This is a genomic window from Paenibacillus germinis (assembly GCF_013141785.1).
GTDB classification, from domain to species: domain Bacteria; phylum Bacillota; class Bacilli; order Paenibacillales; family NBRC-103111; genus Paenibacillus_E; species Paenibacillus_E phytorum.
The window spans coordinates 1-24,592 of record NZ_WHOC01000181.1 but is presented as its reverse complement, the minus strand read 5'-3'; the positions used below and the strand labels follow the sequence as shown (position 1 = coordinate 24,592).

Annotated in this window: 25 protein-coding genes and 1 rRNA gene; 23 read left to right on the top strand and 3 right to left on the bottom strand. The window is 46.0% G+C overall.

The window, feature by feature from the left end; translation table 11 throughout:
* Window positions 1-85 precede the first annotated feature (85 nt).
* Genes GC102_RS35125 through GC102_RS35115 form a run of 3 tightly spaced genes read left to right on the top strand, consistent with a single transcriptional unit; the run spans window position 86 to window position 2,946 of the window.
* Window positions 86-916, top strand: coding sequence for an amidohydrolase family protein (locus GC102_RS35125; RefSeq protein WP_171693633.1), 831 nt, complete (start codon window positions 86-88; stop codon window positions 914-916).
* Window positions 913-1,857: an aldo/keto reductase gene (locus GC102_RS35120; protein WP_171693632.1), complete on the top strand. Its 945-nt coding sequence runs from the start codon at window positions 913-915 to the stop codon at window positions 1,855-1,857. Before GC102_RS35125 ends, GC102_RS35120 begins: the two co-directional genes overlap by 4 nt.
* A 21-nt stretch (window positions 1,858-1,878) precedes the next feature.
* Entirely contained in the window at window positions 1,879-2,946 is a 1,068-nt protein-coding gene (locus tag GC102_RS35115; protein ID WP_171693631.1) for a zinc-binding alcohol dehydrogenase family protein, read from the top strand.
* Window positions 2,947-3,007: 61 nt separating this feature from the next.
* On the opposite strand, the gene GC102_RS35110 is transcribed toward GC102_RS35115, so the two are convergent.
* Complete coding sequence (locus GC102_RS35110; protein ID WP_171693630.1) at window positions 3,008-3,895, bottom strand: LysR family transcriptional regulator; 888 nt, start codon at window positions 3,893-3,895, stop codon at window positions 3,008-3,010.
* A 115-nt stretch (window positions 3,896-4,010) separates the two neighbouring features.
* Here GC102_RS35110 and tkt point away from each other — a divergent pair, with 115 nt between their 5' ends.
* From tkt to GC102_RS35095, 3 genes are all read left to right on the top strand, one after another.
* Window positions 4,011-6,038 (top strand): transketolase, encoded by a 2,028-nt coding sequence (tkt, locus tag GC102_RS35105; protein ID WP_171693629.1) that lies wholly within the window; start codon window positions 4,011-4,013, stop codon window positions 6,036-6,038.
* A gap of 35 nt (window positions 6,039-6,073) precedes the next feature.
* Window positions 6,074-6,730, top strand: coding sequence for a fructose-6-phosphate aldolase (gene fsa, locus GC102_RS35100; protein WP_171693628.1), 657 nt, complete (start codon window positions 6,074-6,076; stop codon window positions 6,728-6,730).
* Window positions 6,731-6,829: 99 nt separating this feature from the next.
* Complete coding sequence (locus tag GC102_RS35095; protein ID WP_171693627.1) at window positions 6,830-7,321, top strand: NanQ anomerase/TabA/YiaL family protein; 492 nt, start codon at window positions 6,830-6,832, stop codon at window positions 7,319-7,321.
* A 68-nt stretch (window positions 7,322-7,389) separates the two neighbouring features.
* Here the strand turns inward: GC102_RS35095 and GC102_RS35090 are convergent, their stop codons facing one another.
* Entirely contained in the window at window positions 7,390-8,781 is a 1,392-nt protein-coding gene (locus tag GC102_RS35090; protein WP_171693626.1) for an MATE family efflux transporter, read from the bottom strand.
* Window positions 8,782-8,986: 205 nt separating this feature from the next.
* Between GC102_RS35090 and GC102_RS35085 the strand changes: the two genes are divergently transcribed.
* From GC102_RS35085 to GC102_RS35015, 15 genes are all read left to right on the top strand, one after another.
* The gene (locus GC102_RS35085; protein WP_171693625.1) at window positions 8,987-9,367 is read left to right on the top strand and encodes an ATPase; all 381 of its coding nucleotides are present in this window, start codon (window positions 8,987-8,989) and stop codon (window positions 9,365-9,367) included.
* Window positions 9,368-9,556: 189 nt separating this feature from the next.
* On the top strand, window positions 9,557-10,132 hold the full coding sequence (locus GC102_RS35080; protein ID WP_171693624.1) for a TetR/AcrR family transcriptional regulator: 576 nt from the start codon (window positions 9,557-9,559) through the stop codon (window positions 10,130-10,132).
* A gap of 34 nt (window positions 10,133-10,166) precedes the next feature.
* Window positions 10,167-11,441: an HlyD family secretion protein gene (locus GC102_RS35075; protein WP_171693623.1), complete on the top strand. Its 1,275-nt coding sequence runs from the start codon at window positions 10,167-10,169 to the stop codon at window positions 11,439-11,441.
* Window positions 11,442-11,449: 8 nt separating this feature from the next.
* Window positions 11,450-12,670, top strand: coding sequence for an ABC transporter permease (locus tag GC102_RS35070; protein ID WP_246321296.1), 1,221 nt, complete (start codon window positions 11,450-11,452; stop codon window positions 12,668-12,670).
* Between the two features lie 24 nt (window positions 12,671-12,694).
* A complete protein-coding gene (locus tag GC102_RS35065; protein WP_171693622.1) occupies window positions 12,695-13,990 on the top strand; it encodes a TolC family protein in 1,296 nt (431 codons plus the stop codon).
* Window positions 13,991-14,161: 171 nt separating this feature from the next.
* Entirely contained in the window at window positions 14,162-14,449 is a 288-nt protein-coding gene (gene gatC, locus GC102_RS35060) for an Asp-tRNA(Asn)/Glu-tRNA(Gln) amidotransferase subunit GatC (RefSeq protein ID WP_057305138.1), read from the top strand.
* Between the two features lie 27 nt (window positions 14,450-14,476).
* Complete coding sequence (gatA, locus tag GC102_RS35055; RefSeq protein WP_171693621.1) at window positions 14,477-15,934, top strand: Asp-tRNA(Asn)/Glu-tRNA(Gln) amidotransferase subunit GatA; 1,458 nt, start codon at window positions 14,477-14,479, stop codon at window positions 15,932-15,934.
* Between the two features lie 33 nt (window positions 15,935-15,967).
* The gene (gatB, locus tag GC102_RS35050; protein ID WP_171693651.1) at window positions 15,968-17,419 is read left to right on the top strand and encodes an Asp-tRNA(Asn)/Glu-tRNA(Gln) amidotransferase subunit GatB; all 1,452 of its coding nucleotides are present in this window, start codon (window positions 15,968-15,970) and stop codon (window positions 17,417-17,419) included.
* A 71-nt stretch (window positions 17,420-17,490) separates the two neighbouring features.
* Window positions 17,491-17,973, top strand: coding sequence for a GNAT family N-acetyltransferase (locus tag GC102_RS35045; RefSeq protein ID WP_171693620.1), 483 nt, complete (start codon window positions 17,491-17,493; stop codon window positions 17,971-17,973).
* Between the two features lie 75 nt (window positions 17,974-18,048).
* Window positions 18,049-18,756 carry an MgtC/SapB family protein gene (locus tag GC102_RS35040; RefSeq protein WP_171693619.1) on the top strand — a complete coding sequence of 236 codons (708 nt, stop codon included), beginning with the start codon at window positions 18,049-18,051 and terminating at the stop codon, window positions 18,754-18,756.
* Window positions 18,757-18,817: 61 nt separating this feature from the next.
* Entirely contained in the window at window positions 18,818-19,420 is a 603-nt protein-coding gene (locus tag GC102_RS35035; protein WP_171693618.1) for an RNA polymerase sigma factor, read from the top strand.
* A complete protein-coding gene (locus GC102_RS35030) occupies window positions 19,371-19,679 on the top strand; it encodes a hypothetical protein (RefSeq protein ID WP_171640652.1) in 309 nt (102 codons plus the stop codon). Before GC102_RS35035 ends, GC102_RS35030 begins: the two co-directional genes overlap by 50 nt.
* A gap of 22 nt (window positions 19,680-19,701) precedes the next feature.
* Window positions 19,702-20,280, top strand: coding sequence for a DUF6677 family protein (locus tag GC102_RS35025; protein ID WP_171693617.1), 579 nt, complete (start codon window positions 19,702-19,704; stop codon window positions 20,278-20,280).
* Between the two features lie 100 nt (window positions 20,281-20,380).
* On the top strand, window positions 20,381-20,815 hold the full coding sequence (perR, locus tag GC102_RS35020) for a peroxide-responsive transcriptional repressor PerR (RefSeq protein ID WP_057305131.1): 435 nt from the start codon (window positions 20,381-20,383) through the stop codon (window positions 20,813-20,815).
* Between the two features lie 123 nt (window positions 20,816-20,938).
* Window positions 20,939-22,675, top strand: a complete 1,737-nt coding sequence (locus tag GC102_RS35015; protein ID WP_246321295.1) for a glycosyl hydrolase family 18 protein — start codon at window positions 20,939-20,941, stop codon at window positions 22,673-22,675.
* A gap of 43 nt (window positions 22,676-22,718) precedes the next feature.
* Here GC102_RS35015 and GC102_RS35010 read toward each other — a convergent pair whose 3' ends face one another.
* A complete protein-coding gene (locus GC102_RS35010) occupies window positions 22,719-23,123 on the bottom strand; it encodes a DUF2614 family zinc ribbon-containing protein (RefSeq protein WP_171693616.1) in 405 nt (134 codons plus the stop codon).
* Window positions 23,124-23,247: 124 nt separating this feature from the next.
* Between GC102_RS35010 and GC102_RS35005 the strand changes: the two genes are divergently transcribed.
* Window positions 23,248-24,117: a nucleotidyltransferase-like protein gene (locus GC102_RS35005; RefSeq protein ID WP_171693615.1), complete on the top strand. Its 870-nt coding sequence runs from the start codon at window positions 23,248-23,250 to the stop codon at window positions 24,115-24,117.
* A gap of 388 nt (window positions 24,118-24,505) precedes the next feature.
* A 16S ribosomal RNA gene (locus GC102_RS35000) occupies window positions 24,506-24,592 on the top strand; the annotation flags it as partial.

Genomic DNA, 24,592 nt, shown 5'->3' with positions numbered 1-24,592 from the left:
ATATCGTTATTTCATATGATTTATTTGGTGATACAATAGAAGAAAGCGGTGCCAAAATTTATGGATAATGAAGAGGAGAATCTCTATGCGGATCGATGCACACCAGCACTATTGGAAGATGGATCGGGGTGACTATGGGTGGCTTACACCAGAGCTGTCGGTACTGTATCGTGATTTCCTGCCGAACGACTTATTACCCCACCTGCAACAGCACAACTTGGATCAAACTATTGTGGTTCAAGCGGCGCCCACATTAGAAGAAACGGATTATCTATTATCCCTCAGCGAGGAATCAGATACAATTGCCGGTGTAGTAGGATGGCTCAATCTGAATGATCCTGACTTTCATATTCATTACAAACGATTTAGCCAGCATCCTAAATATGTAGGCTTTAGAGTCATGATTCAAGAAATGCCGGATGCGAGTGCTATACTTGAGCCTCATTTTGTAGAAGCGTTCCGTTATTTTGCTGAAAAAGATGTACCCGTTGATCTGCTAGTCGTATCTCATCAATTGGAGCCGGTGGTTCAGCTTTTGAAGCTGGTTCCAGGTTTACGCGCTGTTATTGATCATATGGCTAAGCCGCGAATTGCGGATGGTGTTATTGAGCCTTGGAAAAGCCAAATGACGGCTATTGCGAAGCATCCAAATATATATTGTAAGCTTTCCGGTATGGTAACAGAAGCCAATCATACAGAATGGAAGCGTGAGGATTTTAGTACTTATATCCAGCATGTCCTCGAGGTATTTGGAACGGAACGTGTTTTATTCGGCAGTGATTGGCCAGTTTGTTTGCTAGCAGCAGAGTACGATGACGTTGTCGATGTGCTTACTCAAGCATTGCCAGGAAATTGGTCGGAAGCAGATAAAGCACGCTTATTCGGATTAAATGCAAAAGAATTTTATAAATTATGAAGTATCGTAAGCTAGGCAAAACCGGACTTGATGTCTCCGTGCTGAGCTTTGGTGCATCCTCACTAGGATCTGTATTCCGTGAAACTAATGAAGAAGAAAGCATCCGAACCGTTCATACAGCAATTGATATGGGCATTAATCTGATTGATGTGTCCCCTTTTTATGGGTTAACCAAGGCAGAGACGGTACTAGGTAAGGCAATAGCTCAATTGGAGCGGGATCGTTTCATCCTGACGACGAAGGCAGGGCGATACGGAGCAGAAGAGTTCGATTTCTCGAAGCAGCGAATTCTAGAAAGTGTCGATGAGAGCTTAAAGCGGCTTCAGACGGATTATATTGATATCTTATATTTACACGATATTGAGTTTGCACCATTTAACGAGATTCTGGAAGGCGCCTTCCCTGCGCTGGATGAATTAAAGCTATCAGGTAAGATTCGTTATTTCGGGGTATCCGGTTTACCGTTATCTATATTTGAAAAAGCATTGGCTCACAAAGAACTGGATTCCGTCTTGTCCTACTGTCACTATAGTTTGAACGATAATTCCTTGCTGGATCTAGTTCCAGTTCTGGAACAGCATGGGGTAGGTTTGGTGAATGCATCGCCGCTGTCGATGGGGCTTCTGAGCACTAAACCAGCGGCGGAATGGCATCCAGCCTCAGGCGAAATTCAGCGACTATGTAAACAGGCTGCTGAACACTGTGCAAGTAAGGGAACTGACATTGCCAAATTGGCTGTGCAGTATGCAACAGCGAACGAACGCATCCCTACGACGCTAGTCAGCACGGCGAACCCTGACAACATTCGCAATAATATTGCGTGGACAGATGAACCAATTGACATGGAGCTGCTTCATGAGGTGCTGGAGATTCTAACCCCCATTCACAATAAGTCTTGGATTAGTGGAAGACCCGAATATAACGAGAAAACCTATGTGTAATCGGACAGGGGGAAACCAGGAATGAGAGCAATCGTATGTGAACAGATCGAGAAGTTTAAGCAAGTAGAAGTACAGGAGCCTAGTCTAAGAGCAGGGGAAGCTATTGTTCGCATCAAAAGGATAGGCATATGCGGGACAGATTTGCATGCGTATAAAGGGAATCAGCCATTTTTTAGCTATCCCCGTGTTCTCGGGCATGAACTGGCTGGTTATATTGAACAGATTGGTGAGGGTGTAACAGGACTAAAAGTCGGTGAGAGCGTCACAGGATTGCAAGAAGGTGAGGGAGTCACAGGACTGCAAATCGGTGATCAAGTAAGCATCGTCCCTTATATGCACTGCGGGACTTGTATTGCTTGCCGGAACGGCAAGACAAACTGCTGCACAGATATGAAGGTGCTTGGCGTACATATCGACGGGGGGATGAGAGAGCTGATCTCCTTGCCAGTCAGCCATCTCATCAAGACCGATGGCCTCACGCTGGACCAAGCAGCTATGTTAGAGCCGCTTAGCATCGGAGCTCACGCAGTGAGAAGATCAGAACTTCGTGCTGGTGAAAACGTGCTCGTGATTGGGGTTGGTCCAATTGGACTCGGCGTTATGATTCTGGCTAGGCAGCGCGGAGCAAACGTCATTGCGATGGACATTAACGATGAGCGGTTAGCCTTTTGCCGTGATTGGGCAGGCATCGATCATACGATTAATGCCTTACAGCAGCCGATGGAGCAGCTAGCTGCGCTCACGAACGGCGAATATCCTACTGTCGTCTTCGATGCGACAGGGAACGCTAGGTCGATGACTGATTCGTTCGGACTTGTCGCACATGGCGGCAAACTCGTGTATGTCGGACTTGTTAAGGCCGATATCACCTTCCATGATCCCGACTTTCATAAACGGGAGCTGACCTTAATGAGCAGCCGCAATGCGACCATGGAGGATTTCGACACCGTACGTGCCGCCATGCAAGACGGCATCATCGACATCGAACGATACATCACGCACCGCGCGACATTCGAGGACATGATTGATCAGTTCGAGACTTGGCTGAAGCCAGAATCGAAGGTCATCAAAGCGATCGTTAGTTTGTGAAAATGAAAAAGGCACGCTCAGGCGGCGTTGAGGTTTGTTTAGGTACCATTCTCAACTCGGCTCAACTTCCCGGGCTTTCTAGCTCTGCTACGAAAGCAGAAGCCGCGGTTGATAGCGGCATATTTTTTAATGTGATAATACCGATCTTAGTCGACGGAATGATAGCGTCAATATTCACCTCAAACAAGCTTCCATCTGCCAGTTCCTTCGCTACAAATTCTTTGGTTACGAAGGAAACGCCAAAACCGATCTTTGCGAATTCAATGAGTAAATCCACGCTGCCGAGCTCAATTTCCGGTTCCAACAGCAAGCCATTTTCACTGAACAGACGGGTGACGAATTTCCGTGATGAGCTATTACTCGAAAATAAGATGATTGGGTAGGTTAACAGCTTAGCAAGGGAGACTTTTCCCAATGACAGCTCCCGGTATTTTGGCCCCGTTACGAAGCAATCCTGAATAGTAATGCCTTCTCGCACCTGCAATTGATCATCTAGAATAGGCGTCCTGACAATGCCAATATCAATCTTGCCTTCTTTCAGATGCTTCACAATTTCCGGTGTCGTTCCGTGAACTAAGTTAATCTGTACATGCGGATACTGTACGTGAAATGACTCCAAGAAAGGGAGCAGATAGTGTTTACACAAGGAGTCACTGCCGCCAATTTTGATTTCTCCGCTAGAGAAATTACGAAGCTCACTTAATTTCTCTTCAGCGAGTGAAATGAAATTGTACGCCTGTTCGATATAGGAAAACAGCACAGCGCCTTCCTTGGTAAGCTCGACGCCTTTGGACGTTCTGGCAAACAGCTGCAGCCCCAAAGTATCCTCCAACAATTTGATCGAATGAGAGACGCTGGGCTGTGTAATGTACAGCTCTTTTGCTGCTTTAGATAAGCTGCCAGTTTTGGCAGTCAGATAAAATACTTTATAAAGTTCAAAATTCACCATATAGACACCTTCTATAGCGAGTATCGAAACTATCAATTATTTGAATGCTTCATCTATCCTTATAATAAAGAGTAGATGGAATTAATACAACCAAATTGATGGAGGCGAATCTCTTTTGAATCAGACAACTGTTGGCATTGAAGAGTTAAGCATCAATACAATTAGAACGCTTACAATCGATGCAGTCGAGAAAGCGGCTATGGGTCATCCTGGTATGCCGATGGGCGCGGCGCCTATGGCGTATGCACTTTGGACACGGCACTTAAAGCACAATCCGACGAATCCCAAATGGGTTGATCGTGATCGATTTGTTCTATCCGCAGGACACGGTTCGATGCTGCTTTACAGCCTACTGCACCTAAGTGGTTATGATGTAACCCTTGACGACATTAAGGAATTCCGTCAATGGGGAAGCCGCACACCCGGGCATCCCGAGTATGGTCATACGGCAGGTGTTGAAGCGACAACGGGACCACTTGGCCAAGGGGTTGCAATGGCTGTCGGAATGGCAATGGCCGAAGCCCATCAGGCTTCTGTTTACAATAGACCGAACTTCCCAATCGTTGATCACTTCACGTATGCTATTTGCGGAGATGGCGATTTGATGGAAGGTGTTTCCTCCGAAGCTGCTTCCTTGGCAGGTCATTTGAAATTGGGTAAGCTAATTGTGCTCTACGATTCAAATGATATTTCGCTCGACGGCGAGTTGAATATGTCGTTCTCTGAAAATATTCGGACGCGTATTGAATCCTATGGTTGGCAATACTTACGTGTGGAAGAGCAAAACAACGTCGAGGCGATTTCTGCCGCGATCGAAGAAGGCAAAGCGGATCTGGGTCGTCCAACCCTGATTGAGATTAAAACAACGATCGGCTTCGGCAGTCCGAACAAAGCCGGCAAAGGCGGCCACGGCGGCACGCACGGCTCGCCGCTAGGCAAAGAAGAGCTGATGCTGACGAAGCAAGCTCTGGGTTGGCCGCTTGAGCCGGACTTCTACGTTCCGGCTGAGGTCTATAAGCACTTCGCCCAGCACAAAGAACTGGGCGCTCAAGCCCAAATCAGCTGGGAGCAGCTGTGGCACAGCTACCAGGCTGCGGACCCCGAGCTCGCTCAGCAATTCGAGCTCGCGAGCCGCGGCGACCTTCCAGCGGACTGGAACGCCGATGTGCCGCGCTTTACCCCAGAGAGCGGCGCTATCTCGACGCGCACAGCTTCTGGCAAAGTGATTAACGGCTTGGCGAAGCGGGTACCTCAGCTAGTAGGCGGCTCCGCCGACCTAGCGAGCTCCAACTTCACCATGATTAACGACGCCGCGGCATTCAGCGCCGCCGATTACAGCGGCCGCAACTTCTGGTTCGGCGTCCGTGAGTTCGCCATGGGCGCAGCATTGAACGGCATGCTGCTGCACGGCGGATTGCGCGCTTTCGGCGGAACGTTCCTCGTGTTCAGCGACTATTTGCGCGGCGCGATTCGCTTGTCCGCGCTCATGAAGCTCCCTGTTGCGTACGTGTTTACGCATGACAGCATCGCTGTCGGCGAAGACGGTCCTACGCATCAGCCGATCGAACAGATCCCATCCCTGCGGATGATTCCGGATCTGACGCTGTTCCGTCCTGCGGACGCTAACGAAACCGCAGCGGCTTGGGAGTATGTTCTGGGGGCGAAGGAAGGCCCGTTCGTATTCGCGCTTTCGCGTCAGAATTTGCCGGTGCTTCCGGGCACGGATCATCTTGCTTATGCTCATATTCATCAAGGAGCTTATATTTTATCCGATGTTGACACATCAGCGACACCTGATATCCAACTCATCGCAACGGGTTCTGAAGTGAGCTTAGCACTTGACGTGAAGAAGCAGTTGGCGCAAGATGGTATTGGGGCTCGTGTTATTTCCATGCCAAGCCGTGAATTGTTCGAGCAGCAGCCTGAAGAGGTGCGGAATGCCATCCTTTTACCACAAGTAAAAGCAAATGTAGTCATTGAGATGGCCTATCCTGCTGGATGGGAAGAGATTACGGGAGGCGATGGCTTCGTTGTTGGCATCCGTAAATTTGGTGCATCAGCGAAGGCAGATCGAGTAATTCGTGAATACGGCTTTACAGCAGATGCAATCGTTCAACAAATCAGACAGAAGTATTTCCAATAAGAGCCCACAAAAGGGAGAAAAGGTAGGGATACAGGATGAAATTGTTTATCGACACGGCCAATGTAGACGAAATTCGCAAAGCTCACGCGTTAGGCGTTGTAGCAGGAGTAACAACCAACCCTTCATTGATTGCTAAAGAAGGTAGAGATTTCTTCGAAACAGTGAAAGAAATTATCTCCATTGTCGGCGATGTACCGATTAGTGCAGAAGTCGTTTCACTGAAAGCAGACGAAATGGTTGAACAGGGCAAGAAGCTTGCTAAACTAAGCCCAAATGTTGTTATTAAGCTTCCAATGACGTTGGATGGACTTCAAGCGACTAGCGTGTTCAGATCAATCGGCATCCCAACGAACGTAACCTTGATCTTCAGCTCGACACAAGCTTTACTTGCTGCACGCGCAGGAGCAACTTACGTATCGCCATTTATTGGACGTTTGGATGATATCAATCAAGTTGGTATGAATCTAATTAAAGAAATCAGCCAAATTTTCCAAGTACACGGTATCAAATCCGAAATTATCTCTGCTAGTGTTCGTCACTCCGCTCACGTGATTGAAGCGGCGCTTGCAGGGTCACATATCGCTACAGTGCCTTATAAAGTTATCGAGTCCATGAGCAAGCACCCGCTGACAGACGCGGGGATCGAGAAGTTTTTGGCAGATTGGGAAGGCGCAAAACAAGAAAAGTTTTAAGCGTAGGAAGACTCGCAGTAAGAAGCGGGTCTTTTTTCTCGTCCTAGGATATAGTAAATGTAAGTTTTTATTCGGAGTTATAGAAGGAGTCATTTCACCATGATTATTAGCGATGTTGAGCATTTTGAGCAGGAACGTCATTTGTGGCCACCGGCCGTATCGCGGGGTATCGATTACATTTTGAATCGCAAGTTAGGTGAGGCGGAAGTTGGGAGATATGATCTTGAAGGTGATAAGGGACATTTGATGTTTGCCAATGTACAGGAAGTTGTGACCCGTCCCATTGAGGAGCAGATGCCGGAGTCCCATATGATATATACGGATATTCAGTTTCTAGTAAGCGGGGAGGAAAGGCTTAGTTTCTACAAGCTGAATCCTAACGCGAAAGTCGTCGATGATAAGTTCGACTCCCATGATATTGCTTTTTATAAATCGGATCCCTCCCAGCAAGAAACGGAAATTCTTTTGAAGTCAGGTATGTTTGCGGTTTGCTTTCCCTCTGACATTCACCGTCCGAACGGTTCCATTACGGAGTCAAAGAGCAACAAAAAGATCGTCATCAAGATCCACAGAGATCTTCTCCAGCTTTAACTTTATCTCAAAATAATAGGAAAAGAGTCCGTGTTTCACGGGCTCTTTTCACTATACCTTCTCAATTTCTAGCCCCTACTCGTAAGCATCCTCGCCTGCTTCCATTTACCAAAGCGATAATAAAGTAAGTTCAACGCAGCCGCAACACTGAAGCTAACCGGAAAGCTCCACCAGATCACATCAAATCCATATTTGTTCGCCAACACAGTAGCAAGCGGAATTCGAACAAGCAGCAGGGCAATAAAGGCAACAATAAGCGGGAACACAACAGCCCCTGCAGAACGAACTACACCGGCAACGACGTTAAACACGCCAAAGATAATAAACGACCATAGCGTTATATTATTAATATGTACCCCAATTGCGATCGCTTTGCCCTCAGGAGGAAGGAAGAAACTGACGACCTCTCGGTTGAACAAATGAAGAAGAACGACAATAAGTCCCGTCATCATGATGTTAACCCCAACACCGGTCCACGTAATTCGATTCACCCGATCCCATTTCCCAGCACCAATATTCTGCGCGGCCATGGAAGTCACAGCCCCTCCAATCGCCATCGCGGGCATTTGCACATAGCTCGATATTTGCATCGCAACGCCGAAGGCAGCGGTTGATTCAGAACCATAGGAGTTCACGAGATGGATGAGAATTAAGTTGCTTAAGGAAACCACGACCATATTTAATCCCATCGGCAGTCCTTTTTGAATCAGAGTCCGAATGATCATCCAATTAATGCGAAGCAGGGGAATATCCTTTTTCGTAATCCGCAGAAAATACTTTTTCTGATACAAATACACAATCAACAGCACGAAGCTGATTAGCTGTGCCACAAAGGTAGCGACAGCCGAGCCGGCTATCCCCATTTTCGGAAAAGGCCCCATGCCTTGAATGAGCAATGGATTCAACACAATGTCCAAAGCGGCAGACAATAACAGGAAATAGAAAGGAGTCTTTGCGTCACCTGAACCCCGTAATATGGCCATAATGAGATTAAAGCCGAACATAAATGGAACACCAGCGAAAATGATTCGCGTGTATGTAACGGCAAGATCCTTAACATCCGCAGGTGTATTCATCCACCCCAGAATGGTATGGGAGAAAAGCAGCCCGAATAAGGCAACGACGATGGAAAGAATGAGGAAAAAGACGGCGCTGGTGCCGACAACTTTTTTAGCTTCTTCTACCTTTTGTCCTCCGAGATTTTGACCAATCATGATAACGGCGGCCATTGCAATGCCGAAAATAGAGCTAATTAAGAAGAACATGATAATGTTGGCATTGGACGTCGCCGCAAGCCCACCTTCACCGAGGTACTTGCCAATCCATATGGCATTAATAGAACCATTAAGCGTCTGGAGCACATTACCTAACAGAATCGGTAACGAAAATAAGATCAACGTCTTGGCAATCGGGCCTTCCGTCAAAGATGGGCGCGGCTTCTTAGTAGTATTCTCGCTCATGTGGAATCTCCTTGTTATTCATTCAGATACAAGCATTTAAAGTTCTTCATTCATTATACCTTCTTCCATCTCATTCCAAAAATAATTGCGTATTTTACAAATGATCCCTCTATCAATTGGACACAAACTATTTTTTTTAGTAGAGTAGAGGATAAGTCTGGTTGACATATAGATTGTGGGCTTATATAGGTGGGGGGAAATTCAGATGCTTCGTCTTGGTGAAAAAATAATAGTAATTGCCGATAGTTTAGAACAGAATCTGCCAATAGGCGGATATGGATATATTATTGCTTACGACCGGAATAACGATAACATTTTCGACTACGTCGTTCGCGTCCCCAAGGATAATAAACACTATTACGTACCTGCGTCAGATATCGAGCTTGAAGAAGTTCTTCTCCATCAGCAGGCGGATCAAGTCGAGAGAGAAGCGTTAATTGATTTCGCGCTAGCAACGAAGAATGAAGAGCTGTTTCGTAAAATTATGAACGGTGAGCCAAGTGGACAACAGGAAGTAGAACGAGATAAAGATGTTCAGTCAACCGAAGATTTCATTAAACAAATCGGCCTGAAGGCCTGGATTTAATACATGTTTCATCAAACACCAAAACCCGCCTAGTGCTCACTAGTGCGGGTTTTGTTTTATTAGTGTGTTTATGTATACAAAAGAAGCTGCTTGAGAATCATGGTTTTTGGGTTGCTAAAATCATGAAATGGTGGTACATTAATATCCGAACATAAAACTATTTTAGTATTCTAGTTCTGAGGTGCGCAAATGGATGCCAAAAAATTGTTAATTATGGAATCGGCGAAGAAATCTTTTTCACTTTTTGGGTACAAAGGTACAACGATGGATCAAATCGCCAAAATAGCCGGTGTCGGTAAGGCGACGATCTATACGTTTTTCGCGAATAAGGAAGATCTATTGCATGAAATTGTACAGTCGTTAATTGCCGAAATGAAGGCAGTCGCCGATAAAGCTATTGCAGAGGGAGCAACACCCTTCGAGAAAATTCATAGTGCGATTTATGGGGTTCTCGTTTTTCGCAAAGAGCATGAGCTGCTCATCCAATTGGCTCACGAGGTTCAACAATTTGGCAGTCCGGTAACGATCGAAGCGATGGCCAGTATCGAAACAGAAGTGATCCAGTTCATGAGTGAACATATGGAACGCGCGATACATAACGGCACGATGAAGACCTGTGACCCGAAAATGACAGCTTTCATTTTATTCAAGCTGTATGTCGCTTTAGTTTTTGATTGGGAGAAGCAGAAGCAGAACGTGCCATTAACCGACGAGCGGATTATGAGCACGCTGCAGTTGTATTTTGATAACTTTCTGATTAAGTAATTTTTCTCATTTTTTATTTCATGGAGGGGTAATTATGCGTTTTATTAGACCAATGGTTTATTCCGCGATGGCGATTATCATCGGAACGAGTGCATTTCTTTTAACAACCAAACAGGCAACTAGCCAAACAGATGTCGTTAATCAGCTGCATCCTACGGCTTATATTGAATCGAACGAAGTAAGTGCCAGCTTCAAAGTGGGCGGAAGAGTCACCGAAATCCTCGTGAAAGAAGGGGATGTCGTGAAAAAAGGGCAAGTGCTGGCCCATCTGCAAAGCACCGAGATTGAAGCTAAAGTCGAGCAGGCCAAAGCGGCCGTCGCGCTCGCTAAAGGCAAAATCGCTGAGGCGCAAGGAGCTACCGCGACCGCTCAAGCGAAGAAGCAGCAAGGCATTGCCGGTGTCAACGTGACGGCTGATACAGCCGAGCAGCAAGTTGAACAGGCCAAAGCAGCTGTTAGCGCGGCACAAGCCAAAGTGGATGGGCTGCATAATGGGGCGCGTCCGGAGGAGAAGAAGCAAGCTGAGATTCAGTTCCAAGCGGCTTCCGAAGTATACACCATTGCTGAGCAAAACTTGAATCGGATGAAAGCGATGCTGGAGCAAGGGCTTGTTGCTCAGGCTGATGTGGATAAAGTGAAGGTGAGCTTCGAAGAAGCGAAAACGAAACGCGATCTGGCTCAGCAGCAGCTAAACATGGCGAATCAAGGACCTCGTGAGGAAGAAATTCGCGGAGCGGAAGCTTTGCTAGCCCAAGCGCAAGCGTCCTTGAAGCTGGCTGAAGCCAATCGCGGAAACGTGCAGGTGAGACAGGGCGATGTAGCGGCTGCAACAGCAGCTGTGCAGCAAGCTCAAGGTGCAATTCAATCCGCACAATCCGGTGAACAGCAAGCGAAAGCGGCTCAGCTGGAAGCAGAGACTTACTTGAGCTACACAGAGTTAGTTGCACCCACTGATGGGGTCATTCTTAGTCAATCTGCACAGGTGGGCGAGCTTGTAGGCTCTGGATTTCCTGTACTCTCGGTCGAGTCGACGGAGAAACGTTGGGCTAAGTTTTACTTGCCAGAGACATCTATTGCAGGACTGAAAGTAGGCAACAACATCAGCATGACCATGCTGTCAACGGGCGAGAAAATCGTTGGTACAGTTAAAACTGTAGCGGCTGCGCCGGATTTTGCAATCAAGAAAGCGACACAAACCTCAGGCGAAACGGACATTCGTTCGTTTGGGATCAAAATCGAACTGAACACATTGCCGAACACAGCAACAACAGGGATGACCTTGCAATGGAACGGTAAAACGGAAGGATGATGAAGGAGATGGATCTTCAGATTGGCAAGCTAATTACAGAAGAATGGAAGCACATTCTGAAGGACCGACGTCTTTTTCTGATCTTGTTCTTCGTTCCGATTCTTTATACGGTGCTGTTCGGATCGATTTACTTACACCATAAAGTGACCGAAATGGCCACTGTTGTTATCGATGAAGACCAAAGTCCACTTAGTCGTCAAATTATTCAAGCCTTCGAGCAGAGTGAAACGTTCCAGATCAAGAAGGAATATCACTCGGAGGAAGATGTGAAGCGGGCGCTTTCATCAGGAGAGGCCAAGGTAGGCCTCGTCATTCCTTCTAATTTCGAAGCGAAGCTGAAACATGGCGAAACGCTGCCGCTGCTTACACTGATCGACGGCAGCAACATGATGATTTCGAACTCTGCTACCAAAGGGGCGGGCGAAGTCATCTCAACCTTCAGCATGGGTTACTCACAAAAAAAGCTCCAACTAAAGCAAGGACTTCAGAACGAGGAAGTGATGAACACCCTTTCTCCGATTCCTTTCCGATATCGCATTATGTACAATTCAGCTTTCAATTATAGTGACTTTATGCTGTACGGACTTGTTGGTGCGATTCTACAGCAAGTTCTGTTTCTTGGCATTGCCTTAACCATCACTCGCGAGAAAGATGCTGGGACGTGGCAGCGGTTCGAGGCATGGCGAAGAAATCCATGGCGCATTGCTTACGCGAAGACAGCTCCGTACTTCTTAATCAATTTCTTTAACACAGCCGTTACCTTCGTCATCGCTTTGTATGCCTTTGGTACACCTATGAGCGGCAGTTTGCTAGTCGGTTTGGCCATCGTTGTGAGCTTTACCTTTGCCGTCAGCGGTATTGGTTATCTGATCAGCTTGTTCTCGAGCAATCAGCTCGGGGCAACTCAGACTGCAATGTTAATTGCGGTGCCTTCCTTTATGCTATCGGGGTTCACTTGGCCATTCGAAGCTATGCCTAAAGTGCTGCAGGTGCTCGGCCATATGCTTCCGCTCACTTATTTTTTAGATGGCGTTCGCAACGTATTTGTTAAAGGAAATGACTTTGCCGTCATTTGGCATGATTGCGTTTCATTGATTTTGACTGGTGCACTCACTTATTTCATTGCTATGTTGCTAACTAGATTCATTATTTTCTCTAAAAAGAAATCAAAAGATGCCGCTGCGGGCACGCAAACTGTGCTGCCATCCGGATCGAATATCTCGTTATAACCGAAGAGGAAGGAAGCGATTTTTTTGAAAAAAACGCTCATAAGTTTATCTGCAGCCCTGTTACTCCTTTCAAGCACAACGCAAACTCTTGTTTTCGCCGATAATGTCCAAGATCCAACTCAAAATGTATACGTCAGCGTAGACGTTCTAGAAACCGTATCTTCCGTAGATTTGACATATGTACTGGATAAAGCACTGAAAGATTCCCATAACCTTGCCTTGCTAACGCTAAAATACGCAGCTCAAGGCAGTAAAAAGGGCGATCTGGAACAGCAAATGAACGAAATGGGATCAGCCTCGATGACGCCCGGACATTTACCGAGCACTCCTGCAGAGGTGACCAACACGGGGAATCCACAGCTCCCTAACCTAACAAATCCAACCGATATCGCCTGGACCGTCATGCAAAATAGTGCGATGAACCAGATGATGCAGGGGATGGGAGCTCTTGCTGGCGGCATGAATAAAATCATATCCTCTCAACGTGCGCAAATGAGTACAGCAGCGCATCAACTCGGGACCGATGGGCGGAACTCGCTGCTGCAGTCAGATGAAGCTAAGGCGGGCATTCGCTTGCAAACCATCGCGCAATATGTGCAGCTATTAGCCCAGAAGAAGCAGCTTGATTTCATGAATGAATACCAGGTTGTGATGGAGAAGGACCTGCTGAAAGCTACGCTTTTCGCGCAGCAAGGGTTAGCATCACCTGATGATGTGCAGACGGTGCAGAAAGCCATCAATAAGCAAAAGGACGATAACGCAACATTGCTTAATAACTATCGGTTGGGACTTGTGCAGCTTTCGACGGACATTGGGATTTCCTATGACCCTAATCTAGTCATCAAGGATATCGAGTCCATTTCAGTGGATCCCATTTCGGAGACAGACATGACCACCTTATTGAAGGCTTCTTATCAGATGAAAACAGCCGGCAATAACATCGACGAAGCTGTATGGGAAACGGGTCACACGGTTATCCAGAATACGTATGGCGAAATGTATCAAGGCGTTAATCTAGCCATAAACGGGCAGAAAAATGAGCAAACCAAGCTTGAACTAACCAAGAAAATTCAAGCGACGTACAACGATGCCAAGAATGCGTATCAAGCCGTTCTCACAGAACAGCGGAACTTGAATGATGTGCAGGCCGATTTGACTAAAATGAAGTTTCGCTATAGCGTTGGCGTCATCTCCAAGCATGATCTGAATAAATTCGAAATCAAAGTCCGTCAGAATGAAACGACCTTAGCCGCTGCTAAGCTCAAGTATTACGTGTTAAAAGAAAAAGCGAAAGCGATGGATACGGGATTTATCCAATAATTCTTGACCACAAAGCAACCACAGCTTCTTTTTAGCGACGGCCTCCTAGCCAAGCTGAGAAGAAAGCTGTGGTTTTTGATTTGTGGTTTTTTCTGGATTGAGTTCGTAAAATATCTGGGATATAATGAAAAGAATGACTAAATGCTGATTAATTAAAGGGGTGTAGAAAACTTGAGCATAACGAAAACAGATGTCGAGCACGTTGCGAAGTTGGCTAGACTCGACCTGAGTGATAACGAGAAAGAACTATTTACTGAACAGCTAAATGCCATTTTAAAATATGCCGAGCAGCTGAATGAGTTGAATACCGAAGGTGTTATTCCGACCAGTCATGCCATGCCGTTAGTCAACGTCATGCGTGAAGATGTCACGAAACCATCGCTGCCTATTGAGAAAGTGATGCTGAACGCACCCGATCACGAAGACGGGCAATTCAAAGTCCCAGCTGTTTTAGAATAAGAACCATATGAAAGGAAGTGCCTGTCGTTGTCTTTGTTTGATTTAAACCTACAGCAAATTCACGCGAAGCTTCAAGGCAAAGAACTTAAAGTTGCCGATCTCGTGGATCAATCCTATACAAGAATACAACAAGTGGAAAGCAAGGTTCGCGCCTTTCTTACATTAGATGAAGAGAACGCTAGACAAGCTGCCGCCAAGTTGGACGAGCAGTTCGCGAGCAGCAATGAACGTGGCCATTTATTCGGCCTTCCGATTGGGATCAAAGATAACATGGTTACCGAAGGTTTGAAAACGACCTGTGCAAGCAAAATCTTATCGAACTTCACGCCGATCTATGATGCAACAGTGGTTAGCAAGCTCAAGGATGCTCAAACCGTTACGATCGGCAAGCTCAACATGGATGAATTCGCCATGGGCGGCTCCAACGAGAACTCCGCTTTCCATCCGTCCCACAATCCGTGGAACACGGATTACGTACCAGGAGGCTCCAGTGGCGGCTCCGCTGCAGCAGTTGCTGCAGGCGAAGTGTACTTCGCGCTGGGTTCAGACACTGGCGGCTCCATTCGCCAGCCAGCCGCTTATTGCGGTATCGTCGGGCTGAAGCCGACGTACGGACTTGTGTCCCGCTATGGTTTAGTCGCGTTCGCGTCCTCACTCGACCAGATCGGGCCGCTGACGAAGAACGTTGAAGACTCCGCCTACCTGCTCCAAGCCATCGCCGGCTACGACCCGAAGGATTCCACGTCTGCGAAAGTGGATATCCCTGATTACCTCAGCGCATTGACTGGTGATATCAAAGGTCTGCGCATCGGCGTACCCAAAGAATACATGGGCAATGGTATCGACCCGGCCGTCAAAGAGAAAGTGCTTGAAGCGCTCAAAGTGCTTGAAGGCTTAGGCGCTGTATGGGAAGAAGTGACGCTGCCTCATTCTGAGTATGCCGTAGCGACTTACTACTTGCTCGCTTCTTCCGAAGCGTCCTCGAACCTTGCGCGCTTTGACGGCGTGCGTTACGGTGTGCGTTCGGACAACGCTCGCAACTTGCTGGACTTGTACCATATGTCACGCAGCGAAGGCTTTGGCCCCGAGGTCAAACGCCGCATCATGCTGGGAACCTATGCGTTAAGCTCAGGTTACTATGATGCTTACTATTTGAAAGCACAGCAAGTCCGCACCCTGATCAAGCAAGATTTTGATCAAGTGTTCGAGAAATTCGACATCATCATCGGACCAACGGCTCCGACACCTGCTTTCAAAATCGGTGAGCAAAGCAGTGATCCACTCACGATGTATTTGAACGATATCATGACCATTCCGGTCAGTTTGGCGGGCATTCCTGCGATTAGCGTACCTTGCGGATTCGTGAACGAACTTCCCGTTGGCCTGCAAGTCATCGGCAAAGCGTTGGATGAAGCTACCCTTTTGCGTGTAGCCCACGCTTTCGAGCAGCATACAGATCATCATAAGCAGCGCCCGCAATTGTAGGTTAATAGTTCATGAGTAACGAAGGAGGCATTCATTTTGTCGGCAACAGATACCCAATTTGAAACTGTAGTCGGTCTTGAAGTTCACGTAGAGCTTCATACCGCTTCCAAAATATTTTGCAGTTGTGCAACCTCATTCGGAGCACCTCCGAATACGAATACATGTCCGGTTTGTTTAGGTCACCCGGGTGTACTTCCGGTACTTAACCGTCAAGCAGTCGAATATGCGATGAAAGCCGCTATGGCACTGAATTGTACGATTTCTACACACAGTAAATTTGACCGTAAAAACTACTTTTACCCGGATTCACCGGACGCTTACCAAACTTCGCAATATGATCAGCCGATCGGCTTGAACGGTTGGATCGATATCGAAGTGAATGGAGAAAGCAAACGTATCGGCGTGACTCGCGTTCATCTAGAGGAAGATGCAGGTAAGCTAACACACGTAGACGGTGGTTACACCTCTCTTGTGGATTTGAACCGTGCGGGAACACCTCTGATTGAAATCGTATCCGAGCCCGATCTGCGTTCACCAGAGGAAGCGCGGGCTTATCTGGAGAAGCTAAGAGCGATCATGATCTATTGCGACGTTTCCGATGTGAAAATGGAGGAAGGCTCACTGCGCTGTGATGCTAACATCAGCTTGCGTCCATTCGGGCAAGAAAAATTCGGCACGAGAGCCGAACTGAAGAACATGAACTCGTTCCGTGGTGTCCAAAAAGGACTCGAGTACGAGGAATACCGCCAAGCGGAAATTCTTCGCAGTGGCGGTGAAGTCGAACAAGCAACCCGTCGCTGGGATGATGCAAAAGGAATGACTTTGGCAATGCGCGGCAAAGAAGACGCGCATGACTACCGCTATTTCCCGGATCCGGATCTCGTCAGCTTGTATATCGACGATGCTTGGAAAGCTAGCGTCAAAGCCTCTATCCCTGAATTGCCAGACGCGCGTAAAGCGAGATACAGCAGTGAGTACGGGTTACCGAGCTATGATGCTGATGTAATCACTTCGTCCATGAAGTTGGCTAATTTCTTCGAAGAGAGCTTGCAATATACCAAAGATGCCAAAGCGGTTTCGAACTGGATCATGGGCGATCTACTTGGGTATTTGAACGCGAATAGCCTGGAACTTGCCGATGTGAAAATCACGGGTAAAGGCTTAGGTGAGATGATTGGTCTGATTGAGAAAGGCACAATCTCCACCAAAATCGCCAAAACCGTATTCAAGGAAATGATCGAATCCGGCAAAGAGCCGCAAAAGATCGTTGAAGAGCAGGGGCTTGTACAAATCAGCGACGAAGGTGCTATCAAGGCCATTGTCCAGCAAGTTGTCGAGAACAGTCCACAATCAGTAGCTGATTTCAAAGCCGGCAAGGAAAAAGCAGTGGGCTTCTTAGTCGGGCAAGTCATGAAAGAAACCAAAGGTAAAGCTAATCCAGGGCTCGTCAACAAATTAATTGTGGAGTGCCTGAACAGTAAATGATGAAGGTTGAAGTGGTGATCCGATGTTATGGACGCCACTTTTTTCAGTTAATCTAGAGAGGAGGACTCTGCATGTCCATTCAACGACTACTATTGGAAACCAACGAGGATATCTTGGTCCTGTTATCTCTACAAATCGCTTCCTATCGCGTGGAAGCTGATCTTATTGGCTTTGATGACATCCCGCCGCTGAGGGATGGGATCCACTCTTTACGCGAAGCGGAGGAAACATTTTATGGCTTTTACGTTCAGGAGAATGATGAGCCCACACTTGCTGGGGCCATATCCTATTCCCGAGAAGGTTGTATAGTCACGATCTGCCGAATGATGGTGCATCCGAATTTTTTTCGCCGTGGGATTGCTAGGTCACTTTTACAACATATACTAATGGATCAACAGTTAAATGGAGCAACGCGTTTTATTGTATCCACCGGAACGGAGAATTTACCTGCTATTCAGTTATACGAGAGTTTCGGTTTCGCCGTACGTCGAGTATTCACAGTTCCTCCGGGAATAAGCTTAACCACTTTCGAACGGCCTGCCATCATCTCCTAAATATATTTTCAGTGGTTCTCGCTATCTTGTGTGATACAAGGCACTATCAGTATGAAAAAAGGGAGCGGTTACACGATGAGCAATCCTTGGGTTATTGATCAACTCCATATTACGATACGGTTAGTTCTGGCACTTTTTCTAGGTGGATTAATCGGGTTTGAGAGGGAGGTCAGCAGTCATGCAGCTGGCCTTCGTACGCATATTTTAGTTTGCGTGGGCTCTGCCCTTGTTATGTTGCTTTCCATGTATGGGTTTAGTGCCTTTGTGAACGAAGTGAATGTCCGTATTGATCCTTCGCGTTTAGCTGCACAAGTTATTAGCGGTATCGGATTCTTAGGTGCTGGAACGATTATCTTTAATGGGAGATCCATTACGGGGCTTACGACAGCGGCTTCACTTTGGGTAGTTGCGGGTATCGGCCTTGCCATTGGGGCTGGCTTCTATTATCCGGCTGTTCTAGCATGTTTTATGGTGCTCATCTCCTTGTGGATCTTGAATAAAGTGGAACATAAATATTTTAACGGCAAGAAAATTCGTATTCTCAAAATACTGGCGATTGATCAACCGGGGACACTAGGACTTATTACGACCCTACTTGGTAAACAGAAAGTTGACATCCGTAAGATCTCAATGGAAGAACAAGAGAGCGACAGTAAACCGAATCATGTTCAAATTACATTCCATGTCACCATTCCTAAGCCGTCCATAATCGAGACGGTTCTTGAAGAAATCAATCAAATGAAAGGGGTTACCGGCGTTACCCTCGAAAAAAGTAAAAATTGAAGGGGTCAGCCTATGGGAAGCGTCTAAGCTTTTGGACGAACAGAAAGGGGGGAAGTCAGGCATGGACAAAATGACGGATGAGCAGCTGATCGACCGGGTCCGTCAAGGTCACTCCGATGCTTACCGTGTATTGGTAGAACGGCATAAAAGCTACATCTATACATTGGTATACCGCATGGTCCCGCATAAGGAAACTGCTGAAGACTTAACCCAAGAAGTGTTCGTTAAGCTGTTTCGTTCATTAGCTCATTTTCGTGGGGATGCGAAGTTCACAACTTGGCTTTATCGCATGACGACGAATCTCGTGACTGACTTTCGGCGTTCGCAGAAACGTAAGCCCTATGAAGCGCTTCTCGATAAAATGAAGGGCTGGTTTACGGATGCACGTGAGCAGCCTGAGGAAATGGCTATGCGGAAGGATGAGCAGGAGCGTATGCAGGCTCTGCTTTCCGAACTGCCAGACAAGTATAGATTAATTATGTATTTGTTTCATTATAAGCAGCTCTCGTACCAAGAAATGTCTGAGGTGACCGGGCTGCCCATGAAAACGTTGGAAACTAGACTCTATCGGGGAAAAGCGATGCTAAAAGAAAAATGGTTGGAGGTGAATGCACATGATTCCCAAACATCAGGAAGACACACGGCTCACGCAATACCTAAATAAATTGCTGGACGAGATGCCGCTTAGTGAACCAAGCCCAATGTTGACGGAGCGTGTGATGCGCAGGGTACAATCTGCAGAAATTCCTGAGAATCCAATTAATCATCAAGTTGGCAAAAGAAAACAATGGGTGAACAGTTTTGTTGCGATAGCCGCGACTGTACTCCTCATGCAATCAGGGATTATCAACAAAATTATGAATATAGATACGGGGATCGCTCAGATAACAACTTATATCCAACATTTATCCCGAATTTTGTAAATCATATATAGGAGGTATTTAAGTGAATCTTCCCAAAGACAATTCGCACATTCCGGAGTATTCGCCCAATCCATCTTTTCAACACTATGCTCCTTATTATCAAGCTCCTAAGAAGCGCAAATGGGTCGCAGGCATTCTATCGTTCATTGTCCCGGGAACTGGACACTTTTACTTAGGCCTTATGCAGCGCGGTCTATTTATTATGATGCTTCTCATTCTCGATATTTTTATTATCACATCTATCACTACTCGGTCTGACACAAGTGTACCTATGGTAACGCTTTTTGCATTGTTCATTCCAGTCATATACTTCTACAATCTATTCGATGCGCTTCAAACCACGGACAATGTGAACCGGCGTAATGAGCTTGGGGAATTTGCGGCTGAACTCTATAACAATGAAGATCCTTTACAGAAACTAATCAAAGGCACAAACTTAGGTGTTATTCTTATTGCGGCTGGTGTATTATTTTTTCTTCTCAGCAACAAACCTCGTTGGTTCACAGGGCTCTTTGATCTCATGGGCTCGTATATTGGATCGGTTATCCTCGTCCTTGCTGGTTTGGCTATGTATGTACTAGATTCCCGTAAAAATAAATAGCCAAATGGTGCTATATGCGCAACCATCATTGACAAAAGTCAATTAACACACGTACAATATAATGTAAGGTTTTAATGACTAACATCAGGTGGTGAGTACCATGGCAGCACAATTAGAACAGGCTTTAGCTAAGTTGAAAACAACAGGTGTTCGGATGACGCCGCAGCGGCATGCTATTCTATCCTTTTTGCTGGACTCCATGACTCATCCGACAGCAGATGACATTTACAAGTCTCTTGAATCGAAATTTCCTAACATGAGCGTTGCGACTGTTTACAATAATCTTAAAGTATTTATTGAATCGGGACTCGTTCGGGAACTGACTTATGGAGACAGCTCGAGTCGCTTTGATGCGGATATGACGGACCATTATCATGCTGTTTGTGAGTTGTGTGGGAAGATTTCGGATTTTGAGTATCCGCCACTTTCGGATATAGAGACTACCGCTGCTGAGCAAACAGGCTTCCGAGTTGGCGGTTATCGACTAGAGGTTTATGGCGTTTGCCCGGATTGTACAGGGATTACCAAGCATTAACTTAAGCAGAATTCCTCATTATCTGTACCTATGATGTATAATGAAACGTGATCCTTCCTTTCGGATGTAGAGAGGTAAGAACACGTTTTTTCTTTTTATATATCAAATAAAGGAAGTGAAACCTTGCATTCATCACCTACAGATCTGCAACCGAAACGCAGAAGATCTACGAAGAGAATTCTCTTATTATTTGGCCTTTGTATTGGAATGTTTGCCGCGGGAGCAGCTACTTTCTTATGGCAGCAGTTAGCGCCGAACCGGACGAAGGTAGAGCTAGAATATAACGAGTTAAGCAAGCCGGTTTTTTATCAAGGTAATTACTATAAGACAAGCGCGATTGGGGAAAAAGAGGGACTGAAGCTTCCGCTTACACTCATACAGGAGTGGATGGACCCATCGATTATATATGAAAAAAGCAGTGATTCCGTTATTATCACAACGAAAGATAAAGTATTGCGGTTAAAGACTACGGAGCTTTCAGCTTTAATGAACGAGAAACCAATCACCTTATCTTTTCCTGTTGAAAAGAAAGGGAATGACATTTACGTGCCTATTGAGCCTCTTCGGCAGCTGTATCCTTTTGAAATAAGAGAGTCCGAGAAGTCAGGTGCCATTCTTTTATTCAAAAAGGGCGACCTCGTAAAATGGGGGAAGCATATGGGTACCGAAGATGCCCAACTGCGGACATTTGCTTCTATAAAAGCACCGATAGTCTCCACGATTGCAAACAATGAGCAAGTTATGGTGCTAGCTGTAGAGGGAGAATGGTATCGCGTACAGCAGCAGAGTGGTCCTATAGGCTTTGTGCGTAAAGCTGATATTTTGGAGGATCATGAAGAAACTATACCAGCTCAGGAGCAGGCATCAGCTTATGTACCTTGGAAGCCGCTTAACGGTAAACTAAATCTCACTTGGGAACACGTCATTACGAAGAATCCTGACACTTCTAAACTTGGCGATATGCCCGGCTTACATGTTGTTAGCCCTACCTGGTTCTCTCTGGCTGACGGTGAGGGGCGCATTAAGAACTTGGCCGACGCTTCCTATGTGAAATGGGCGCAAACGCGCAATTATCAAGTCTGGGCGTTGTTTAGCAACGGCTTTGAACCCGATCGGACGTCTCAAGCGCTGTCCTCCTATGATCGTCGTATGAAAATGATTAAACAGTTGCTCGGCTTTGCACAAACGTACAATTTGCAGGGCATCAATATTGATTTTGAAAATGTGCATCTCAAAGATAAAGAAAATTTAGTCCAATTCGTCCGTGAATTGACACCTTTTATGCATGAACAAGGTCTTGCCATTTCCATCGATGTAACACCAAAATCAACGAATGAGATGTGGTCCATGTTTTATGACAGACCTGCTCTTGCCGAAGTTGTTGACTATATGATGTTGATGGCATATGACGAATATTGGGCTTCTAGCCCCAAATCTGGCTCCGTTTCATCGCTGCCGTGGACAGAGCGCTCTGTTACCCAGCTCTTGGGGAGCGAGAAGGTGCCACCATCTAAGCTTGTCCTAGGTGTGCCATTCTATACGCGTCAGTGGACCGAAGAGACGAAGAATGGTAAAACGACTGTCACCTCCAAAACTTTAACGATGGAAGCCGCCCAGACGATTATTAAAGATAAGAAACTAACCCCTACTTTCTTAGCTGATACAGGTCAGAACTATGTGGAGTACAAAGATGGAGAGAAACTCATACGTATCTGGTTAGAAGATGAAACATCGATGAAAGCAAGGCTTGAACTCGTGAAGAAGTACGATTTAGCAGGAGTGGCCTCATGGAGAAGAGGCTTTGAACAGCCGACAACGTGGAAAGTCATTCAGGATACATTACAACAAGCTAAGCAATAACAAAACAAAAAGCCGAACCCAAGAGGGTTACGGCTTTTTACAATCAATGAGGCTTATGTTCGTGAGCTCTGTCCAATTCAAGTTGAACAGTTTGTGTAGCGGCTGTTTCGTTCTCGGCTGTAGGTTCGTATTGTGGATCAACTGTTAAAATCGTTTTGCAAAACATGCAGCGATCCGTCTTCCCTAACATCTTCGTTCTTCTTCCGCATTCCGGACAATCAATGACAGTTGCCGATGTGGAAAGCATCCCTGCCCAGAAGTATATACCCATGCTAACCATCATACTTATCATACCAATGATCATGAAGACTACAGCGATGATTCGCCCAGCCTTCCCCCAGTCAAAAACGATGCCCGCTAGTCCTATAATCATAAGCAGCATTCCACCCATGGTCATGCCGAGACCCCATAAGCGGAATTCATTTACTTTACTTGATCTGAAACGCACGCGTTGTTCCTCCCCATTCAATTGCTATCATGTTTGTATGAATTGTCACAGAAATCAGCAGGAAACTCCTTCTACGATGTAGAAATAGATATAAACAATTTGGAGACAGGAGCTTCGGATACCCATGGGAATCGATAAAGAGCAGTTTTTGCTTAAGTTCCGAAATGACCAGAGGATCATTAGTGTCATGGCGGTAGATAATCCTAAGCAACTTCCTTCACTGACGGATGGTTTTGATACGCTACTTCTTATAGTAACGAACGACCTGAGCCTGAACAATCATACGACTAATTATATAAGAGACGATTCGAGGATACAAGAAAGATGGATAGATCCATCTTCCATAGAGCAATGGATACGTCATGGCGTCAACCGAAATATCCTTCACTGGCTGCTAAAAGGGGAGATACTTCTGGATCAGAACACTTATTTAGAAGGCTTGCGTCATCGAATACTCGAGTTTCCGGGGGACTTGCGTGAGCACAAACTACTTGTTGAATTCTCCCTATTTCTACGTAAATACCTTCAGAGCAAGGAATACATTTTAGATGAGCATTTGCTGGATGCGTACAATAATATTCTAGAAGCACTTCATCACTGGGCTCGCATTGTTATTATCGAAGATGGCTATCACCCGGAAATCACCGTATGGAGGCAGATCCGTGCGATTAATCCTGGCGTGTATAAGCTATATGAGGAACTGACAATGAGTAAGGAAACGTTGAAGCAGAGAGTCCAGCTCGTTCTACTCGCTTGTGAATTTTCGGTTATGTCGAAAATGGAGCGTTGCTGTGAGGCGTTTATTCAAATCCTAAGAGAAAATGAAATACCTTTAAGCACAGATGAACTGCAGCAGCATGCTCAGTTAGTTGAGCTTAGGACGGAGCTTCCCTTGCTGTTGAATAAGCTTGTCAAAAAAGGATTGATTAAAGAAGTGGCCGTTCTCATTGATGAAGAGAATTCAGAAATAGAGTTAAGATATACGAGTGTTTAATCGAGCCAACCCCAAGAAGAATCAGGTATTATTCTGGTTCTTTTTTTATTCTTATTTTATTGCTTGACTTTGATTGCGATTCTATGATAAATTAACTCTCGCCGCTAAAAACGGTTCGCATTCGAAAGCCAACGCAGTACCAAGGTGTAAGCGAAGCAAGAAAAAAGAAAAATAAAAAAAAGCTTGCATTGAGTAGCCTAGATGTGATATATTATAAAAGTCGCCGCTAAACGGATGGCGAAGAAATACGAAAGAAATTGATCTTTGAAAACTGAACAACGAGTGAGTAAGCACGAACGAGAAATCGTTCAAAAAGAGATTGCAAAATCTCGCTAGCAAGTCAATGAGCATTTCAGCTTTCAGATATACGGACAAGCAATTGTCCACTATTATGGAGAGTTTGATCCTGGCTCAGGACGAACGCTGGCGGCGTGCCTAATACATGCAAGTCGAGCGGATTTATCCTTCGGGATAA

What these genes read in the sequence shown, in the direction of transcription:
- GC102_RS35075 (WP_171693623.1), top strand. Translation starts at nt 10,167, where the DNA reads ATGCGTTTTATTAGACCAATGGTTTATTCCGCGATGGCGATTATCATC.
- GC102_RS35045 (WP_171693620.1), top strand. Translation starts at nt 17,491, where the DNA reads ATGTCCATTCAACGACTACTATTGGAAACCAACGAGGATATCTTGGTC.
- GC102_RS35005 (WP_171693615.1), top strand. Translation starts at nt 23,248, where the DNA reads ATGGGAATCGATAAAGAGCAGTTTTTGCTTAAGTTCCGAAATGACCAG.
- GC102_RS35080 (WP_171693624.1), top strand. Translation starts at nt 9,557, where the DNA reads ATGGATGCCAAAAAATTGTTAATTATGGAATCGGCGAAGAAATCTTTT.
- GC102_RS35110 (WP_171693630.1), bottom strand. Translation starts at nt 3,895, where the DNA reads ATGGTGAATTTTGAACTTTATAAAGTATTTTATCTGACTGCCAAAACT.
- GC102_RS35095 (WP_171693627.1), top strand. Translation starts at nt 6,830, where the DNA reads ATGATTATTAGCGATGTTGAGCATTTTGAGCAGGAACGTCATTTGTGG.
- GC102_RS35090 (WP_171693626.1), bottom strand. Translation starts at nt 8,781, where the DNA reads ATGAGCGAGAATACTACTAAGAAGCCGCGCCCATCTTTGACGGAAGGC.
- GC102_RS35040 (WP_171693619.1), top strand. Translation starts at nt 18,049, where the DNA reads ATGAGCAATCCTTGGGTTATTGATCAACTCCATATTACGATACGGTTA.
- GC102_RS35115 (WP_171693631.1), top strand. Translation starts at nt 1,879, where the DNA reads ATGAGAGCAATCGTATGTGAACAGATCGAGAAGTTTAAGCAAGTAGAA.
- fsa (WP_171693628.1), top strand. Translation starts at nt 6,074, where the DNA reads ATGAAATTGTTTATCGACACGGCCAATGTAGACGAAATTCGCAAAGCT.
- GC102_RS35120 (WP_171693632.1), top strand. Translation starts at nt 913, where the DNA reads ATGAAGTATCGTAAGCTAGGCAAAACCGGACTTGATGTCTCCGTGCTG.
- GC102_RS35085 (WP_171693625.1), top strand. Translation starts at nt 8,987, where the DNA reads ATGCTTCGTCTTGGTGAAAAAATAATAGTAATTGCCGATAGTTTAGAA.
- GC102_RS35030 (WP_171640652.1), top strand. Translation starts at nt 19,371, where the DNA reads ATGATTCCCAAACATCAGGAAGACACACGGCTCACGCAATACCTAAAT.
- GC102_RS35070 (WP_246321296.1), top strand. Translation starts at nt 11,450, where the DNA reads ATGGATCTTCAGATTGGCAAGCTAATTACAGAAGAATGGAAGCACATT.
- GC102_RS35035 (WP_171693618.1), top strand. Translation starts at nt 18,818, where the DNA reads ATGGACAAAATGACGGATGAGCAGCTGATCGACCGGGTCCGTCAAGGT.
- perR (WP_057305131.1), top strand. Translation starts at nt 20,381, where the DNA reads ATGGCAGCACAATTAGAACAGGCTTTAGCTAAGTTGAAAACAACAGGT.
- GC102_RS35125 (WP_171693633.1), top strand. Translation starts at nt 86, where the DNA reads ATGCGGATCGATGCACACCAGCACTATTGGAAGATGGATCGGGGTGAC.